Origin of the sequence: Brevibacterium renqingii (genome assembly GCF_017808105.1) — a bacterium.
GTDB lineage: Bacteria > Actinomycetota > Actinomycetes > Actinomycetales > Brevibacteriaceae > Brevibacterium > Brevibacterium renqingii.
In genome coordinates, this window is sequence record NZ_JADBHF010000015.1 from 1 (window position 1) to 16363 (window position 16363).

At 67.6% G+C, this 16363-nt stretch carries 13 protein-coding genes; 9 read left to right on the forward strand and 4 right to left on the reverse strand.

All coding sequences use genetic code 11. The features are described 5' to 3' along the window. Positions 1 to 133 precede the first annotated feature (133 nt). The 6 genes from IHE57_RS14130 to IHE57_RS14155 all read left to right on the forward strand — a co-directional run bounded on the left by IHE57_RS14130 (position 134) and on the right by IHE57_RS14155 (position 7648). The gene (locus IHE57_RS14130) at positions 134 to 649 is read left to right on the forward strand and encodes a hypothetical protein (RefSeq protein WP_209374082.1); all 516 of its coding nucleotides are present in this window, start codon (positions 134 to 136) and stop codon (positions 647 to 649) included. Positions 650 to 829: 180 nt separating this feature from the next. After that, the gene (gene betT / locus IHE57_RS14135; RefSeq protein ID WP_209374084.1) at positions 830 to 3100 is read left to right on the forward strand and encodes a choline BCCT transporter BetT; all 2271 of its coding nucleotides are present in this window, start codon (positions 830 to 832) and stop codon (positions 3098 to 3100) included. A 185-nt stretch (positions 3101 to 3285) separates the two neighbouring features. Further along, a complete protein-coding gene (locus tag IHE57_RS14140) occupies positions 3286 to 4866 on the forward strand; it encodes a lipase maturation factor family protein (RefSeq protein WP_209374217.1) in 1581 nt (526 codons plus the stop codon). 240 nt (positions 4867 to 5106) lie between these two features. Then, positions 5107 to 6021, forward strand: a complete 915-nt coding sequence (locus tag IHE57_RS14145) for a metal ABC transporter substrate-binding protein (protein WP_366933979.1) — start codon at positions 5107 to 5109, stop codon at positions 6019 to 6021. Further along, positions 6018 to 6770 (forward strand): metal ABC transporter ATP-binding protein, encoded by a 753-nt coding sequence (locus IHE57_RS14150; RefSeq protein WP_209374086.1) that lies wholly within the window; start codon positions 6018 to 6020, stop codon positions 6768 to 6770. Before IHE57_RS14145 ends, IHE57_RS14150 begins: the two co-directional genes overlap by 4 nt. Next, a complete protein-coding gene (locus tag IHE57_RS14155; protein WP_209374088.1) occupies positions 6767 to 7648 on the forward strand; it encodes a metal ABC transporter permease in 882 nt (293 codons plus the stop codon). Before IHE57_RS14150 ends, IHE57_RS14155 begins: the two co-directional genes overlap by 4 nt. A 149-nt stretch (positions 7649 to 7797) precedes the next feature. On the opposite strand, the gene IHE57_RS14160 is transcribed toward IHE57_RS14155, so the two are convergent. After that, a complete protein-coding gene (locus IHE57_RS14160) occupies positions 7798 to 9057 on the reverse strand; it encodes an Nramp family divalent metal transporter (RefSeq protein WP_209374090.1) in 1260 nt (419 codons plus the stop codon). A gap of 467 nt (positions 9058 to 9524) precedes the next feature. On the opposite strand from IHE57_RS14160, the gene IHE57_RS14165 reads away from it, so the two are divergent. The 3 genes from IHE57_RS14165 to IHE57_RS14175 all read left to right on the forward strand — a co-directional run bounded on the left by IHE57_RS14165 (position 9525) and on the right by IHE57_RS14175 (position 12564). After that, on the forward strand, positions 9525 to 10340 hold the full coding sequence (locus IHE57_RS14165) for a class I SAM-dependent methyltransferase (RefSeq protein WP_209374092.1): 816 nt from the start codon (positions 9525 to 9527) through the stop codon (positions 10338 to 10340). A 126-nt stretch (positions 10341 to 10466) separates the two neighbouring features. Then, positions 10467 to 11033: a hypothetical protein gene (locus IHE57_RS14170; protein ID WP_209374094.1), complete on the forward strand. Its 567-nt coding sequence runs from the start codon at positions 10467 to 10469 to the stop codon at positions 11031 to 11033. Positions 11034 to 11181: 148 nt separating this feature from the next. Then, positions 11182 to 12564, forward strand: a complete 1383-nt coding sequence (locus IHE57_RS14175; RefSeq protein ID WP_209374096.1) for a uracil-xanthine permease family protein — start codon at positions 11182 to 11184, stop codon at positions 12562 to 12564. Positions 12565 to 12680: 116 nt separating this feature from the next. Here IHE57_RS14175 and IHE57_RS14180 read toward each other — a convergent pair whose 3' ends face one another. The 3 genes from IHE57_RS14180 to IHE57_RS14190 all read right to left on the reverse strand — a co-directional run bounded on the left by IHE57_RS14180 (position 12681) and on the right by IHE57_RS14190 (position 16353). Then, on the reverse strand, positions 12681 to 13799 hold the full coding sequence (locus tag IHE57_RS14180; RefSeq protein WP_209374099.1) for a LacI family DNA-binding transcriptional regulator: 1119 nt from the start codon (positions 13797 to 13799) through the stop codon (positions 12681 to 12683). 287 nt (positions 13800 to 14086) lie between these two features. Next, positions 14087 to 14797 (reverse strand): sulfite exporter TauE/SafE family protein, encoded by a 711-nt coding sequence (locus IHE57_RS14185; protein ID WP_209374101.1) that lies wholly within the window; start codon positions 14795 to 14797, stop codon positions 14087 to 14089. Continuing rightward, the gene (locus IHE57_RS14190; RefSeq protein WP_209374103.1) at positions 14797 to 16353 is read right to left on the reverse strand and encodes an amidohydrolase family protein; all 1557 of its coding nucleotides are present in this window, start codon (positions 16351 to 16353) and stop codon (positions 14797 to 14799) included. The genes IHE57_RS14185 and IHE57_RS14190 overlap by 1 nt, the downstream gene beginning before the upstream one ends. Positions 16354 to 16363 lie beyond the last annotated feature (10 nt).

A 16363-nucleotide genomic window follows, 5' to 3' on the forward strand; every position in this document is an offset into this window, starting at 1 on the left:
TAATCCTGGCTGACCTCGGACACTTCACCTGCACGCATGCCTTCAGTATCCCATGGGCGATCGGGAACACATGTTGCGAAACCATTACCTGCACACCGCCCGCCGCCGAGGCGGGACTGCCAGAATCACAGTTATGACTCCCCATTCCGACCCCGCTCACTACGTGCCCCCATCCGCCGGCCCTGCCACCGGGCGTGCGGCTGCGGGCCCGGACGGCTCGCGCACTGGCCTCTTCCGCATTCTTGCCAGGACGCCGCTTTTGGCGATGAGACGCCGGGCGTCCCCTCGCTCGGCACCGACGCAGCGGTCGACGACTGCCCGAACTTCATCCCCGACCGCTCTGTTCCGCCCCGGGGAGGTCGAGTACGCACACCTGCAGAGCCTGCCGCCCTTCGTCTCCGATCACCTCATCCTCACCGACCTGCGGATCCTGCGGGTGCGCACCGATGACAGCGGTGCCATCACCCAGCTCTCCCAGGCAGCCTCCCGGCAGATCAGCACGGCGCGCTCGGAGCACTTCCGCGACCGTGCGACGGTGACGGTCGAACTGCACCTCGGCTCGTCGCTGCGCCTCGAAGAGACCGCACCCGCCGAGGCGCACCGATTCGTCGTGACGGTCAACGGGTTGACCGGCCGACACCGCAGCTGAGCAATTCCGCCGTTTTACAGCACTCACCCGGCCCCTGATGCCGCTGCCCATCAAGCCACCCTGACACGCTCCCGGTTTCCTGAGAACAGGGGGTGATGTCCCCGTGAGATTCCTCCACCCATAGAATGGACCGGGCCCTTTTCGGGCCCTGTCCACTTTTTGCCTACCGGAGGTTGATGCGTGCAGGATCCGAACGAAGAGACGTTGAAACGCCCGGTCGTCGAACGAGAACGCTTCGGCGGCACCGACCCAGCCACCAGAGTCAGCCGAGACACCGACCCCGACAAGCGCGCGCCGATCGACAGTTCGGAGATGAGCAAGGGGCCGGCCGAGCTCTCCGACGAACGTGGTTCGCGAGTCAACTGGCGAGTGTTCATCATCGCTTCGCTCATCATCCTCGCCTTCTCCGTGTGGGCCATGGTGATGCCGAGCTCCGCACAGTCGACGATGAAGATGGCCGTCGACTGGATCGCCGAGAACCTCGGCTGGTTCTACGTCGTCACGGTCACCGTCGTCATCGGCTTCGTCCTCTGGGTCGCCCTGTCGAAGGAGGGCTCGGTCCGCCTCGGTCCCGACCATTCCCGCCCCCAGTACAACCTCTTCACCTGGGTCGCGATGCTCTTCGCCGCCGGGGTGGGCATCGACATGCTCTTCTACTCGGTGACCGGACCGATCACCCAGTACCTCCAACCGGTCAACGCCGATCCGGAATCCGCGGCCGCCGCTCAGGACGCCGTGGTGTGGACGATGTTCCACTACGGCATCGCCGGCTGGTCAATGTACTCGCTGCTGGGCATGGCCATGGGCTACTTCGCCTACCGCTGGGGCATGCCGCTGTCGATCCGCGCGGTCCTCTACCCGCTGCTGGGCAAGCGCGTGCGTGGAGCCACCGGCGATGTCATCGACATCTTCGCCCTCGTCGGCACCGTGTTCGGGGTGGCCACCTCGATGGGCATCGGCGTCGTCCTCCTCAACGTCGGCTTCTCGATGCTCTTCGGACTCCCCGAAGGCCTCGCCCTGCAGATCGCACTAGTCCTCGTCGCCGTCGTCATGACGGTGGCCGCCTGCACCTCGGGCGTAGACAAGGGCATCCGGCTCGTCTCCGAGCTCAACCTGTGGTCGTGCGCGGCGATGATGCTCTACATCCTCGTCACCGGCAAGACCGCGTTCCTGCTCAGCGCCATGGTCGAGAACATCGGCCGCTTCGTCTTCACCCTGCCCGAACGCACCCTGTCGACCTTCGCCTATGTCAGCGATGGCTCCGAATGGATGGGCGCGTGGACGCTCTTCTTCTGGGCGTTCTGGCTGGCCTGGGGCCCCTTCGTCGGGCTCTTCCTCGCCCGCATCTCCCGCGGCCGGACGCTGCGTGAGTTCGTCATCGCCGCGATCACCGCTCCCGTCCTCTGCGACTTCATCATCGTCTCGATCTTCGGCAACTCGGCGCTGTCCGAGGTCTTCAGCGGCAACAATGCGTTCGCGCAGCTCGCCATCGACTCACCTGAGGAAGGCTGGTACTCGCTGCTCGAGATGTTCCCGGGCGCGACCTTCCTCATCGGCCTGGCCACGCTCTCCGGGCTGCTGTTCTACCTCACGTCCGCGAACTCCGGTGCCATGGTCATGTCGAACTTCTCCTCGACGATCCCGAACCCGGAGGAGGACGGGGCGAAGTGGCTGCGCATCTTCTGGGCGCTCGTCACCGCCGTGCTCACGATCGCCATGCTCGTCGCCGGCGGGGTGACGACGATGGAATACGCCACGCTCATCTTCGCTCTGCCGGTGACGGTCATCGCCTACCTCGTCATGGCCTCGTTCTCGAAGGTGCTGCGAATGGAGCGCGCCGAACGCGAGGGGCGCATCCGCAGACGCCGCACCGTCGCCGCCCACGGCGGCCGCGCACCGGAGAAGACCTGGCGCCAGCGTCTGGCGACGCTGCGCTCCTATCCGTCGCAGAAGTCCGTCGCCCGCTTCGTCGCCGAGGTGGTCGGACCCTCACTGACGGCCGTGGCCGCAGAGTTCCGCGAACTCGGCTACACCGTCGAGCACCTCCAGACACTCGACGAGGAAACCGGAATCACGACGCACACGCTCAACGTCGACATGGGCGAGCAGCGCGACTTCCACTACGAGACCGCAGCCGTCGAGGCGAATGTGCCGTCCTTCGGCGCCCGGAATGCACCGCGCGGCGACGATGTCTACTACCGGATCGAGGTGTTCACCCAGACCGGTTCCGAGGGCTATGACCTCATGGGGCTGAGCTCCCAGCAGATCATCGACGACGTCCTCGACCGCTACGAGAACCACCTGTCGTTCCTCGCGTACTCGCACGAGCACTCCTACCAATCGGTCGTCACCCCGCCGGCACCGCCGGCCACGGACTCGATCCCAGCGGTCCCCACCTCGGCGGATGAGGTCGAAGAGATCGAACCGGAGCCCGAACCGGCACACGAGTGAGCGGCATCGTGCACGCACACCGAACCCATTCGGCGCCCTGACCGGGACCGAAACGAGGCTGCCCCCGATCTCGGGGGCAGCCTCGGCGCATTCATCACGGGTATTGCGCGATGCCGAGCTGGGCACCATAGTCGAGACAGGGACGCCGAGAACGCCGCACGAACCTGGAGGTGATCGCCGTGGACATGACCGCGGTGCTGTCCTTGCTGAGCGCCGAGGACTACACGATCTCTCGCGAGATCATCCAACGCGGCTTCGGCGTCCTGTTCCTCATCGCTTTCCTCTCCGCGTTCACCCAGTTCCCGGCCCTCCTCGGCGAGCGCGGGCTGACCCCGGCCCCACGCTTCATCGCGCTGACCACTGCCGAGCAGGCGCCGACGATCTTCCGCTGGAAGCGCTTTCCGTATTCGGACGGCCGCCTCCGGCTCGTCAGCGTGATCGGAATGGTCCTGGCCGCCTCGGCGATCATCGGCCTGCCCCAAGCCGGTCCCGCCTGGGTGCCGATCCCGGTGTTCCTGGCGATGTGGGCCCTGTACTTCTCGATCACGTCGATCGGGCAGCGCTTCTACGGCTTCGGCTGGGAATCGCTGCTGCTCGAGGCCGGGTTCCTCGTCGGCTTCCTCGGCTCCCATGAGGTGGTTCCCACCCTGCCGATGATCCTGCTGCTGCGCTGGTTCGTCGTCCGCGTCGAGTTCGGCGCCGGCATGATCAAGATGCGCGGCGACAGCTCCTGGCGCGACCTCACCGCGATGGACTACCACCATCAGACGCAGCCGATGCCGAATCCGCTCAGCCGGCTCGCCCACCTCACGCCCGCCTGGTGGCATCGCGGTGAGACGCTGGGCAGCCATGTGGTGCAGCTGATCGCACCGTGGCTGCTGTTCCTGCCCCAGCCCATCGCCTCGTTCGCGGCCGCGGCGATCATCATCACCCAACTCGCGCTCGTCATCACCGGCAACTACGCGTGGCTGAACTGGGCGACGATCCTGATCGCCTGCTCCGGCATCAGCGATTCGTTCTTCCGCTGGATCGTCGGCGGCCCCTTCCCCGGCTGGGGCTGGGATTCCGTCGTCGATAAGGTGACCGGATCCGCCGGCGCCGAGGCGATCGGCCCGTCCGCAGGCACCGGTCCTTCCCCGGTGTGGTGGATGGTCCTCGTGCTCGTCTTCGTCGCCTGGCAGTGCTGTCTCAATGTGCCGGCTGTGCGCAATCTCTTCTCCCCCGGTCAGCTGATGAACGCGAGCTTCAACCGGCTCGGCCTCGGCAATGCCTACGGTGCGTTCGGGTCGATGACCGAGACCCGGAACGAGATCATCATCGAGGGCTGGATCGATCCGGGCGAGGACAGCGGGGAGGTCGGTGACGGCCACGACACCGACGAGGATCTGCCTGCGGACGAGGGGTGGCGGGAGTATCGATTCAAGGGCAAACCCGGCGATGTCGCACGGATCAGCCCCCTCGTCGCGCCCTACCACCTCCGGCTCGATTGGCTCATGTGGTTCGCCGCCCTCGGCGACTATCGGCAGTCGTGGTTCTCCGAACTTCTGCGCCATATCGGCTCCGGCGATCAGCAGATCCGCCGCCTCATGGGTCCCGACCCCTTCGACGGCGAGGCACCGGAGCTCATCCGTGTCCGGGTCTTCACCTACCGCTACGCCACTCGTGCCGAGCGCCGAGCCGCGGCAGCCGCCGGGCGGCCTCGCCCGTGGTGGGTGCGCTCGCACCCGCGCGTCCTGGTCAGGCCGATCGACCTGCGCGAGAACTGAGGCTTCGGCGGCGGCCGATCCGCCCCGACCTGCTCGACCCGGGCACCTCTCCGACCGAGGGCCGCCTCGGCGAGGCTGTGCGACACGACTTGGCTTTCCTCAGGTCACGATCTAAAGTTAACGTACCTTAACTTTGATCCAGGCCCCGTCGTCGAACCAGGAGCCCTCGTGTCCCAGCAATGCAATTCCCGTGGCCGACCCAGCCGTCCGAGCACACCGACCCTGCCCTCCACACACCCGATCCCCCGAGCCCTCGGCGTCGCCACTGCGGCCGCACTCGCCTTGGGCATCAGCGCCTGCGGCGGCACTGCGACGGCCGAAGGCGCCGGTGACAGACCGATGGTGCTCACCACCTTCACGGTGCTCGCGGACATCGCGGACAACGTCGCCGGCGATCACCTCGAGGTCGAATCGATCACGAAGCCCGGCGCGGAGATCCACGGCTACGAACCCACGCCGGGAGACATCCGCAAGGCCGCGAAGGCCGACCTCGTCCTCGACAACGGACTCAACCTCGAGCAGTGGTTCTCCCAGTTCGTCGACGACATCGACGTCCCTCACGCGGTCGTCAGCGAGGGCGTCGACGAGCTGTCGATCACCGGGGACGCCTATGCCGGCAAACCCAACCCGCATGCCTGGATGAGTCCGCTCAACGTCCAGATCTACGCCGAGAACATGGCCCACGCCTTCGCCGAGCTCGACCCGGAGCATGCCGATGACTACTCGGCCAACGCCGAAGACTACGGCGAGCAGCTGCAGGAGGTTCAGGACGAGCTCGTCGACGACCTGGCGAGGCTGCCGAAGTCCCAGCGCGCGCTGGTCACCTGCGAGGGAGCCTTCTCCTACCTCGCCCGGGACGCCGGACTGAGTGAGAAGTACATCTGGCCGGTCAACGCCGAATCGCAGGCGACGCCGGGACAGATCACCTCGGCGATCAGCTTCGTCGAGGACAACGAGGTTCCAGCCGTCTTCTGCGAATCCACGGTCTCCTCGGCCCCGATGGATCAGGTCGTCGAAGCCACCGACGCCGAATTCGGCGGCATTCTCTACGTCGATTCGCTCTCGGACGCCGACGGCCCGGTCCCGACCTATCTCGACCTCATCCGCCACGACGCGAAGACGATCGCTGCCGCGCTGACGGGAGGCCAGGCATGAGCACTCCCGCCATCACCGTCGCCGAGGCGACCGTCCACTACGGGCATGTGCTCGCCCTCGACCGCGCCTGCCTGACACTCGAGCCCGGCCGGATCTGCGGCCTGGTCGGGATGAACGGTTCGGGCAAATCGACGCTGTTCAAAACCATCATGGGCATCGTCACCCCCGACTCCGGACGTGTGTCCATCAACGGAGAGTCCCCCGCGAAGGCCCGTCGGGCCGGACTGCTCGGCTATGTCCCGCAGAGCGAGGACGTCGACTGGGACTTCCCGGTCTCGGTCCGCGAGGTCGTCATGATGGGACGCTTCGGGCACATGGGCCCGCTGCGCATTCGCCGCAGGGCCGATCGCGAGGCCGTGGACCTGGCCCTCGAGCGGGTCGAACTCACCGATTTCGCCGACCGACAGATCGGCCAGCTCTCCGGCGGGCAGAAGAAACGGGCCTTCGTCGCTCGCGGCATCGCCCAGGGAGCGAGGATCCTGCTGCTCGACGAACCCTTCGCCGGGGTCGACAAACGCAGCGAGGCCACCATCGTCCGGCTGCTCAAGGAGCTCGCGGCCACCGGGGTGACGGTGCTCGTGTCGACCCATGACCTGCATGCGCTGCCGGACCTCGCCGACGAGGCAGTCCTTCTCATGCGGCGAGTGCTGCTCCACGACTCCCCGGCCGAGGTGCTCCGTCCCGACAACCTCGCCCTGGTCTTCGGCCTCGACCTCACGGGCACGGCCGGCGGCGGTGATGCGGCATGAGCCTCATCGAACTCGCCCTCGAGCCCTTCGCCTTCGACTTCATGCTCCGGGCCCTGGCGACCACGCTCATCGCCTCGATCGTGTGCGCCCTGCTCTCGTGCTGGCTCGTGCTCATCGGCTGGTCGCTCATGGGCGATGCCGTCTCCCACGCCGTCCTCCCGGGGGTTGTGCTCGCCTATGTCCTCGGCGCACCTTTCGCCCTCGGAGCGGTGGTCTTCGGCTTCCTCGCCGTCGGGCTGATCGGCGCAGTGCGTGACACCAGCCGGATCAAGGAGGACGCCGCCATCGGCATCGTCTTCACGTCTCTGTTCGCGCTCGGCCTCGTCCTCATCTCCGTCACGCCCTCGCACGTCGATCTCAACCACATCATCTTCGGCAATCTGCTGGGCGTCTCGGCCACGGAGCTGGTGCAGGTGGCTGCGCTCGGCGTGATCACCCTGGCCGTGCTCGTGGCCAAGAACCGCGATTTCACGCTCTATGCCTTCGACCCCACCCATGCCCATGCCCTGGGGATCAATCCGCGCGTGCTCGGCGCGGTCCTGCTCGGGCTGCTCGCCCTGACCTCGGTCGTGGCACTGCAGGCCGTCGGAGTGGTCCTCGTCGTGGCGATGCTCATCATCCCCGGGGCCACGGCCTATCTGCTCACGGACCGGTTCCAGCGGATGCTGCTCATCGCCCCGGCCGTCTCGGTCCTGTGCGCGCTCATCGGCCTCTATTCGAGTTACTACCTCGACACGGCCTCGGGCGGGATGGTCGTACTCGCGCAGGGGGCGATCTTCCTCCTCGTCTATCTGTTCGCCCCACGCCAGGGGCTCATCGGCCGCAGTGTGTCCGCCCGGCGCCGGCGGCGACGGCTCGGCGCGGGTCAGGTCGGGTGAGCGGAACCGCTGTCTGCCGCCTCGGCGGGGTCACGGGAGGTCAGCGGGCTCGCCGAGGGCGGTGGCACGGGCGACGGAGAGCCGCCTCGGCGGGGTTGAGGACCGCACGCGCGGCACTCGGACCGGGGAAGTCGCGCGTGCGGCCACTCTCAGTCTATGCCGAGAACGAGGAGGACGATGAGGATGAGGTTGAGGACGATGATGAGCGCCGAGGCGGCCACCGCGACCACGGTGATCCAGCGTCCGTTCGCGTACTGCCCCATCACCGTCCGGCTCATCGTGAGCCTGACCAGGGGAATCATCGCAAACGGGATGCCGAGGCTGAGGACGACCTGGCTGAGCACGAGCGCCCAGGTCGGATCGACGCCGACCCCTAACAGGATGAGGGCGGGGATCATCGTCACCGCCCGCTGCCAGACGATCGGCACATCGACCCGCAGCAGCCCCTGCATGATCGACGCTCCCGCGTAGGAGCCGACCGCGCTCGAGGCCAGGCCCGAAGCGAGCAGACCGATGCCGAAGAACAGCCCCACGACCTCGCCGAGGTTGGCCGTCACGACCGCATGAGCGCCCTCGATCGTGTCGGTGCCGTCCTGTCCGCGCAGCGAGGCGGCGGCCAGCAGCAGCATCGCGATGTTCACTGAGCCGGCGATGACGAGGGAGAGCACGACATCCCAGCGGCTGGCTCGCAGCAGCTGGGGCACCGAGGCTCTGGGCGTTCTGCCGTGCCGGTCGACCGACAGCGCCGAATGCAGGTAGATCGCATGGGGCATCACGGTCGCGCCGAGCATGCTCGCCGCGAGCACCACCGAGTTCGTGCCCTCCAGCCGGGGGACGATTCCGCCGGCGGCCTGTCCCCAGTCCACGCCGCCGACGAACAGGCCCGCCAGAAAGCCGATGGCGATGATTGCGAGCAGGGTGATGATCACCGTCTCGAAGGGGCGCTGGCCGCGGGTGGATTGGATCGAGAGCAGGAACAGCGACACGACTCCGACGATGATCCCGCCGAGGAGGAGCGGCAGGCCGAAGAGGATGTTCAGGGCGATGGCGCCGCCGATCACCTCGGCGAGGTCGGTGGCGACGGCCACGATCTCCGCCTGCGCCCAGTAGGCCAGTCGGGACCTGCGGCTCAGTCGCTCGCCGAGCAGGCTCGGCAGGGACTTCCCGGACACCAGACCGAGCTTCGAGGACAGGTATTGGACGAGAACGGCGATGAGGTTCGCGGCCACGAGCACCCAGACGAGCAGGTATCCGTATTCGGCGCCGGCGGTGAGGTTGGCCGCGACATTGCCCGGATCGACGTAGGCGATGGCGGCGACGAAGGCCGGACCGAGCAGAGCGACCGTGGAGATCCTCTTCTTCCGGCCGCGCCCGTCCGTGTGCACAGCGGAGGAGGAATCGACGTTCATGAAGTTAAGGTACATTAACTCTTTTCTGCGGGCAACAGGGCTGCGGCGGCAGGAATCCGGCACCCGCTCTGGAAAGCGACTCCGCCACCGTCGAGAGCCCGTGCGCCGTGGACTTCCGGCCGCGAGACCCGAGGCCGCGACATCCGGTCGGGATCGGGGCGCCTGCCTGCCGTAGCGGGTGTCGGCGAGACCGTCCTGCGCCTTCCACAGCTCTTGGGTGGGCGTTTTGGGCGGAGAATCCACGAGCCAGATCAGCCCTTTTCTCCCACCCAAGCGCCGAATTCGGGTGGAGACGACTGCCCAAGGGCCGCGCGCGGATGGATTCGGATACCGATTCGGCGTCGCGCCCGCCGTGTTTCGCAGAAAGACCGCGATTCCTCGTGCATGAGCTGCAGGTCTGGCCTAGAGTCGAAGTACGGCATCGGTGCCGGCGGAGGTGCCGAACCGTCCGGCAGAGGAGTGTGAACATGCCCGAATATGCCGACAGACGACGCACCCGTGGCGAGACGCCTCAAGAGCGCCACGAGCGATGGGCGTGGATCCATGACACTGCAGCGATGACGGGGTGGGACTTCTCCCCGCTGGCAGGTCGCCTCATCGCCGACGACCCGCCGTGGGACTTCGACCAGATCTGCCTCGACGCGATGGCCGAGTCGAACAGCTGCCTGGATATGGGCACCGGCGGCGGCGAGCGCCTCATCGACCTCATCGACCGCCTCGACGAAGCCAGACCGCCCGGCGAATCCGCGCCCACGATCACCGCGAGCGAGGGATGGGAGCCGAACGTTCCGCTGGCCGCCTCGGCGCTGCGGGAATACGGGGTCGAAGTGACCAGGTACGACAGCGACCACCATCCGGAGATGCCCTGGGATGCCGGCACGTTCGATCTCGTGATGAACCGTCACGAAAGCTACGACATCGCCGAGGTGGGCCGCGTGCTCGCACCGGGAGGCCGCTTCGTCACCCAGCAGGTCGATGGGACCGAAGCCCAGGAGTTCCGGGATCTCTTCGGGGGCGGACTGGGCGACCTCGGTCAGCAGCTCGAACCCTGCCTCGACGAGGTCGAGAGTCAGGGCCTGACGATCGATGCGGCACGGAAGTGGCAGGGCACGATGTGCTTCACCGACGTCGAGGCGGTGATCGAATACCTCGCCTACATTCCCTGGGACGTTCCGGGTTTCTCCGTGATGCCCAATCTCGACGTGCTGGGGAGCCTCGCGAAGTCGACCGAGCCCATCGAGGTCACGCAGAAGCGATTCCTCATCGTCGCCCATCGCCCGTGAACGCCGCCCACCTCGCGGAGGCGCCGAAGGGAGGGCCTGGAGATCGCGCAGGAGGGAGGATTTCCCGACCCTCCCTGCAGGACAGCCGCATGGGCCGGGCCGCCTCGGCGTCGATAGCGTCGAGGCATGACCTCGCCGGACTTCACCTACCCGCAGCCGACCGATGATGAGCTCGCGGCACAGCAGCCGCGGAGCCCGAGTCCTCACGCCCCGCTGATCTACTCCTCCCCCGGCGCCGGCTTCGATCACTGCGAGTATGCGCCGCGCTTACGGGCGGCCGGCGCCACCCGTGCCGCCGGTACGGCCGGTGCCATTGGTACGACCCGTGCGGCCGGTGCCGCTGATCCGGCGGAGTCGCCTGCTCTGGGAAAGACGGTCCTGATCCTGTCGATCCTCGCCACGGTCCTGACTCTGGCCGCCTCGGCGCTCCTCGGTGCCACCGTCGGCCCCGCCGAGGCCGCCTCGGGCTACTACTTCACCGAGACACCCGACTGGTACCAGGGGCTGGCCATCGGCCTCGTCGCACTTCAGGCACTGTGCGCCTGCCTCGGGACCGCAGCCATCGTCATGGGCATCGTCTCGACGATCACCGGGCGCGGTCGCACCTTCGGAATCGTCGCCATCGCCGCGGCGGCGGTCGCCCCCTTCGCCTCTTTCGGCACCTTCCTCGCCCTCAGCTTCGCCTTCGCCTGAGCGCCGACACAAGCGGCTTTCAGTGCTCGAACCGTCCGGATTCCGGCCGAGTGTTGACACCGTCCGCGGCACGATGCACGATTGAACAAATCGATTTGGCCGCTGATGTGCGGGCCGATGATCTTGATGCGCCCCGAGGAGCAGTGCCATGACCGCAGCGCCCAATGCCGACATCCATCCCGTCGATCGGCTCCGACCGGTCCACACGCTGATCCCCTTCGCGATCCAGCACGTGCTGGTCATGGTGGCGACTCCGATCTCCTCGGTCTTCCTCATCGCCACTGCGCTCGGCCTGGACACGGCGACCACCTCGGCGGTGCTGTCGGCGGTCTTCGTCTTCTCCGGCCTCGGGTCGATCCTGCAGTCGGTGGGCGTGTGGAAGATAGGTGTTCGGCTGCCCTTCGTCATGCTCCCCGGCGGCGCGGCCACGATCCTCTTCATCACGATCGCCCAGGGCACCGATGTCGAGACCGCTGTCGGCGCCGTGCTGCTCACCGGTGTGTTCTACATCCTCGCGGTGACGCTGTTCGTCAAGGTGCTGAAGTTCTTCCCGCCGCTGGTCATCGGCATCATGGTCATCGTCATCGGCATCAACCTCGTCCAGGTCACCGGAAAGCTCATCGTCGGCGAAGCGGATGCCCCCGATTTCGGTGACCCGCAGAACCTGCTGCTCGGCCTCATCACGATCGCCATCACCGTGCTGTGCTTCCGGTTCCTGCGCGGGATGCTCGGCAAGCTCTCGGTGGCCGTCGGACTCGTCGGCGGCACCGTCGTCGGCGCGTTCATGGGCGCCACCGACTTCTCCGGTCAGGCCGACGGCCCGCTGTTCGCGTTCCCGGTCCTCTTCCCCTTCGGCTCACCGAAGTTCGATCTCATCGCCGCGATCCCGATGCTGCTGTGGGCACTGGCCTCCATGGCCGAGGCGACCGGACAGACGATCATCAACGGCGAGATCGTCGGGAAGGAGGTCGAACCCAGTCGTGCGGTTCCTCGTCTCATCCGCTCCGACGGCATCATCACTGCGCTCGGCGGAATCTTCGGCACACCGGCCATGGTCACCAGCGGCGAGAACGTCGGCATCGTCCGCGCCTCGGGCGTGCGCAGTCGGTATGTGACCGCGATCGCCGGCATCATCCTCATCCTCATCGGCCTCAGCCCCGTGGCGCGCATCCTCAACGGCGTACCGTCGGCCGTCGTCGGCGGGACCGCCGTGGTCGTCTTCGCCATCATCGCCGTGCTCGGCATCCAGATGCTCGCGAAGATCGACTTCAACGAGACAGGCAACCTCATCACCGCCACTGTGGGCCTGGCCGCAGGGCTCATGCCCGTGCTCATTCCCGGCATGTATTCGCAGCTGCCGTCGAGCGCCGCCTCTCTGCTGGGCAGCGGTGTCGCCATGGCCGCCTTCGTCTCGGTGCTGCTCAATCTGCTCTTCCACCACACCGGAACACGCAATCGGCTTCCGAAGTCCCGGACCCCGATCGACGATCCGAGCCGCCTCGACCAGAGGCCCTCGGACTACCGGATCTGAGGTCCGCCGTCGAAGGGCGGCTGCCGTGGTTTGTCGGTAGCCGCCGGCTGTCGCGAACTGCTCCTCGGCTGTTCACTGTCGGCGGTCGAGCACTCACGATCGCGAGCCGGCCGGTCTCAGCGACGCTGGGGGCCGGCGGTCGATTCCCGAATGACGAGCCGGGGGCTGGTCACAGGCAACGAGGCCGTGCCCGTCGCGGTCACCTCGGCGGGCTCACGAACGGCAGTCTCTCCGGCCCGTTCGGGCCCCTCACCGTCGACCGTAGGCCCGGCTTCGTCGGTGCCCTCACCGTCGAGCACGGCCACGAGCTTCTCGACGGCCGCGCTCGAGATCGCCTCGAGGCCGAGGTCGACCGCCGTCAGCGGCGGAACGCTGGTGCGGGCGCGCAGGCCGTCATATCGGGTGACGATGAGCAGGTCCTCGCCGACGCTTCTTCCGGCGTCCTTCGCAGCCCTCACCGCTCCGGTGGCGAAGGTGTCGACGGGGGCGAGCACCGCATCGATGTCCGGGTGTTCGCTCAGCAGCGTCTTCGTGGCTGCGTAGGCTGCCTCTTCTCCCCCGGTCTCGGTCGCCTCGGCGATCAGCGCTGTGAAACCGCGGGCTGCGGCGGTCTCGGCGTAGACGGCGCGGGCCGCTGTCTGGGCCCCGCGCAGGCTGCGGCTGACCAGCAGCGCCGGCTGTCGGGCACCGCGTTCGAGGAGGTGGCCGAGCAGCAGTTCGGCCGTGGCGCGGTGATGCAGGTCGACGCTCCACTTGCTGCCGGCTCCGGGCCCGTCGATCGTCACGTAGGGGATGCCGCGGTCGCGCAGCGCCTCGGCGAGGGGATCGTCGACAGTCGGTTCGAGCAGGATCGCTCCGTCGATGTCGAGCAGATCGATGGGATCGTTCTCCTCATTGGGCGGGGCCAGCACGAAGACATACCCCTTGATCAGCGCGGTTCTCGCGCATCCCATGGCCAGTTCGGTGAAGAAGCCCAGCTGGGACGGGCCGGCCGACACGGCCGCCGGCATCGACGACAGCAGGGCGAGCGCCTGTGATCGGCCGGATCGCAGGCTCTGGGCACGGACGCTGGGCCGATAGTTCAGCCGCTCCGCGACTTCTCTGACCTTCTCACGAGTGGTCGCATTGACCTTGCCCTGACCGCTGAGCGCGTGCGAGACCGTCGTCCTCGACACACCTGCCTCACGTGCCACATCGGCGATCGTGACGCGGTGGACACGCGGGGATTCGGACATGGTTTCAGCCTACTTCACTGTGCCATCACAGAGATGCCAGCCGAGGGCGCCTGCAGATTTGCCTGTTGTCGACCGGCGCCGAGGCTCGATTCCCCGAACATAGGTCGCAAACGGACATTTTTCGCGCCCAGAAGTATCCGATTGCGACCTATTCTTGCGGCCCGAGTATCCGATTGCGACCACTAGTCGGTGCTGCCCCGGCGGCCCCACCTGTTCAGCGGCACAGCGCCTGGGCAGCCCCGCGCGCCTCCCCACACCGGGGCCCCGGCATTCTCGCCTTCGCGCCCTCATGCCTGGACGATGACGATCGCCCCGGAGACGATGGCGAAGCCGAGGACGATATAGCGCAGCACCGGTCCGTCGAGGCGGTGGTGGACGTAGCGGGAGAGGAACGAACCGATGGCCAGGAACGGCAGCATCCACGCTGTGGCGATCATCGTCTCCGTCGTGACCTGCCCGCTGAAGGCGAGCACGATGAGCGAGATGACCTCGCCGACGAGGAAGCATACGGCCACCGTCGAACGCAGCTCGGGCCCCGGACTGTGCTGATAGGCCAGGGCGTAGGGCGGTCCGCCGATGCCGGTCGAGGTCTCGGTGACGCCGGTGATGAGACCGACGGTGGCGAGCACCGGACGGTTCGGGGAGAACTTCGGGGCGAGCAGAGCGATGAGCGCGGCGATGAGCGTCGACCAGCCGATGAGCAGCGCGAGCTGGTGGAGGTTGACGATGACGAGGATCCACAGGCCCGCGAAGGTGCCGGCGAAACGGCCGACGCTGATCCATGTCACCCCGGTCCAGTCGATGTGCTCACGTTCGCGTGCGGCGATGTAGAAGTTGAGCGGGATCATCAGCACGAGCAGCATCACGGGGATGAGACTCGGATCGATGAACGTCACGACCGGAGCGAGGATCATCGCGAACCCCATCCCCGTCGATCCCTGCACGAACGCGGAGACGAGGACGACGGCCGCGATGATCGCGAATGCGAGCATCGTCATCAGGCGCGGTCCCCCGCCGAGGCGGTCCCACCCGTGCGTGGGCCCCGCACTCCCGCGGTTCCTCCGTTCCCCGTTGAGTTCCCCGCCGAGGCGGCCGCGTGCTCGGTCATCCATGTCGCCCGGTGTTCGGCCGCACTCGGGTCGATGCGGGTGATCGGTGAGTTCTTCACGACGCGGTGAGAGACCTCCCGAGCGCGGTCGAGGAAGGCTCGGCCGTCCCAGTCGACGGGCCAGCCGTGTTCGAGCCGCAGCCGGCCGTCGACGATGACGGCCTCGATCTGGTCCCGGTTGGCCAGGCGCACGAGCTCCCAGGGCACGTCCCAGGAGGGCACGAACTCGGGGGTGTCGATGTCGACGACGAGCAGGTCGGCCCGGGCTCCGGGCGTGATCTCACCGATCTGCCCGCCCAGTCCGACAGCATTCGCACCGCCGCGCAGGCCCTGTTCGAGCCAGGTCCAGCCGCCGCCGGCCGAGGAGTCGACGACGTCCATCCCTCCGGTCAGCCGCTGCGCGGTCTCGGCGGCGTCGAGCAGGCGGAAGGCGTCCGAGCGGGTGCCGTCGGTGCCGAGGCCGATGCGGATTCCGAGTTCGTGCATGAGCAGGGCCGGCGCCACCGCGTTGCCCTTCCACGAGCTCGCCACCGGGTTGTACGAGATCGCGCCTCCGCAGTCGCGCAGCAGTCGGATCTCTCGTGGCGTGAGCAGAGTGGCATGCGCGGCGAGCAGTTCCGGGCCGAGCGCACCGAGGCGGGCCAGCCTCTCGAGCGGACGTTCTCCGCTCGAGGTCAGGGAGCGTTCGACGGCGACGATGTGTTCGTTGAGGTGCGTCTGGAAGGGCACTCCGGCCTCGCGGGCCATCTGCGTGAGCGCCACGAGAGCCTCGTCGGAGGCGACCTCCGGGATGGACACGGCGAGGGACGGGTGGACGAGCGGCTCGGCGTCCCACCTGGTCAGGTGGCGCTCGGCTGCGGCGGTCACCTCGGCGACGGTCGAGGTGCGCACGCCCCCGCCGAGGTCGTTGCAGATGATCCCGAGCACGCAGCGCAGCCCGACATCGGAGGTGACGTCGGAGATCGCGGAGACGTCGACGCTGGAACGAGTGCCGGCGTCGGCCACGGTGGTGAAGCCGCCGCGCAGAGATTCCCAGGCCGCGAGCCGGGTGGCGACGTCGACGGCCTCGGCGTCCATGTTCGACTCCATCGGCACCCAGACGCGCTGGAAGATCTCCGAGGGTTCGCCGAAGACGAGGGATTTGCCGAAGGTCTGCGTGAGATGGTGGTGGGCGTCGATGAACCCGGGCATGAGCAGGCGGCCGGGCAGGTCGATGCGGACGGGAGCCGGTCGAGCGCCCGAGTTCGACTCGGAGACCAAGGCGGGCTCGGCGGGTTCATTTGGCGGCTCTTCGGCTGCGGCGGCCACCTCGGCGACGGGTCCGACGGCGCGGATATGGCCGCCCTCGACGAGGACCGCGTGACCGGACTGCGCACCTTCGGGCAGGAGGACCTTCTCGGGAACGAGCAGAGTCGGTGCCTGATGGAGCGCGCGCAGCTGAGTCATGGGATCCTTC

What these genes read in the sequence shown, in the direction of transcription:
- IHE57_RS14130 (WP_209374082.1), top strand. Translation starts at nt 134, where the DNA reads ATGACTCCCCATTCCGACCCCGCTCACTACGTGCCCCCATCCGCCGGC.
- IHE57_RS14140 (WP_209374217.1), top strand. Translation starts at nt 3,286, where the DNA reads ATGACCGCGGTGCTGTCCTTGCTGAGCGCCGAGGACTACACGATCTCT.
- IHE57_RS14150 (WP_209374086.1), top strand. Translation starts at nt 6,018, where the DNA reads ATGAGCACTCCCGCCATCACCGTCGCCGAGGCGACCGTCCACTACGGG.
- IHE57_RS14155 (WP_209374088.1), top strand. Translation starts at nt 6,767, where the DNA reads ATGAGCCTCATCGAACTCGCCCTCGAGCCCTTCGCCTTCGACTTCATG.
- IHE57_RS14160 (WP_209374090.1), bottom strand. Translation starts at nt 9,057, where the DNA reads ATGAACGTCGATTCCTCCTCCGCTGTGCACACGGACGGGCGCGGCCGG.
- IHE57_RS14165 (WP_209374092.1), top strand. Translation starts at nt 9,525, where the DNA reads ATGCCCGAATATGCCGACAGACGACGCACCCGTGGCGAGACGCCTCAA.
- IHE57_RS14170 (WP_209374094.1), top strand. Translation starts at nt 10,467, where the DNA reads ATGACCTCGCCGGACTTCACCTACCCGCAGCCGACCGATGATGAGCTC.
- IHE57_RS14175 (WP_209374096.1), top strand. Translation starts at nt 11,182, where the DNA reads ATGACCGCAGCGCCCAATGCCGACATCCATCCCGTCGATCGGCTCCGA.
- IHE57_RS14180 (WP_209374099.1), bottom strand. Translation starts at nt 13,799, where the DNA reads ATGTCCGAATCCCCGCGTGTCCACCGCGTCACGATCGCCGATGTGGCA.
- IHE57_RS14185 (WP_209374101.1), bottom strand. Translation starts at nt 14,797, where the DNA reads ATGACGATGCTCGCATTCGCGATCATCGCGGCCGTCGTCCTCGTCTCC.
- IHE57_RS14190 (WP_209374103.1), bottom strand. Translation starts at nt 16,353, where the DNA reads ATGACTCAGCTGCGCGCGCTCCATCAGGCACCGACTCTGCTCGTTCCC.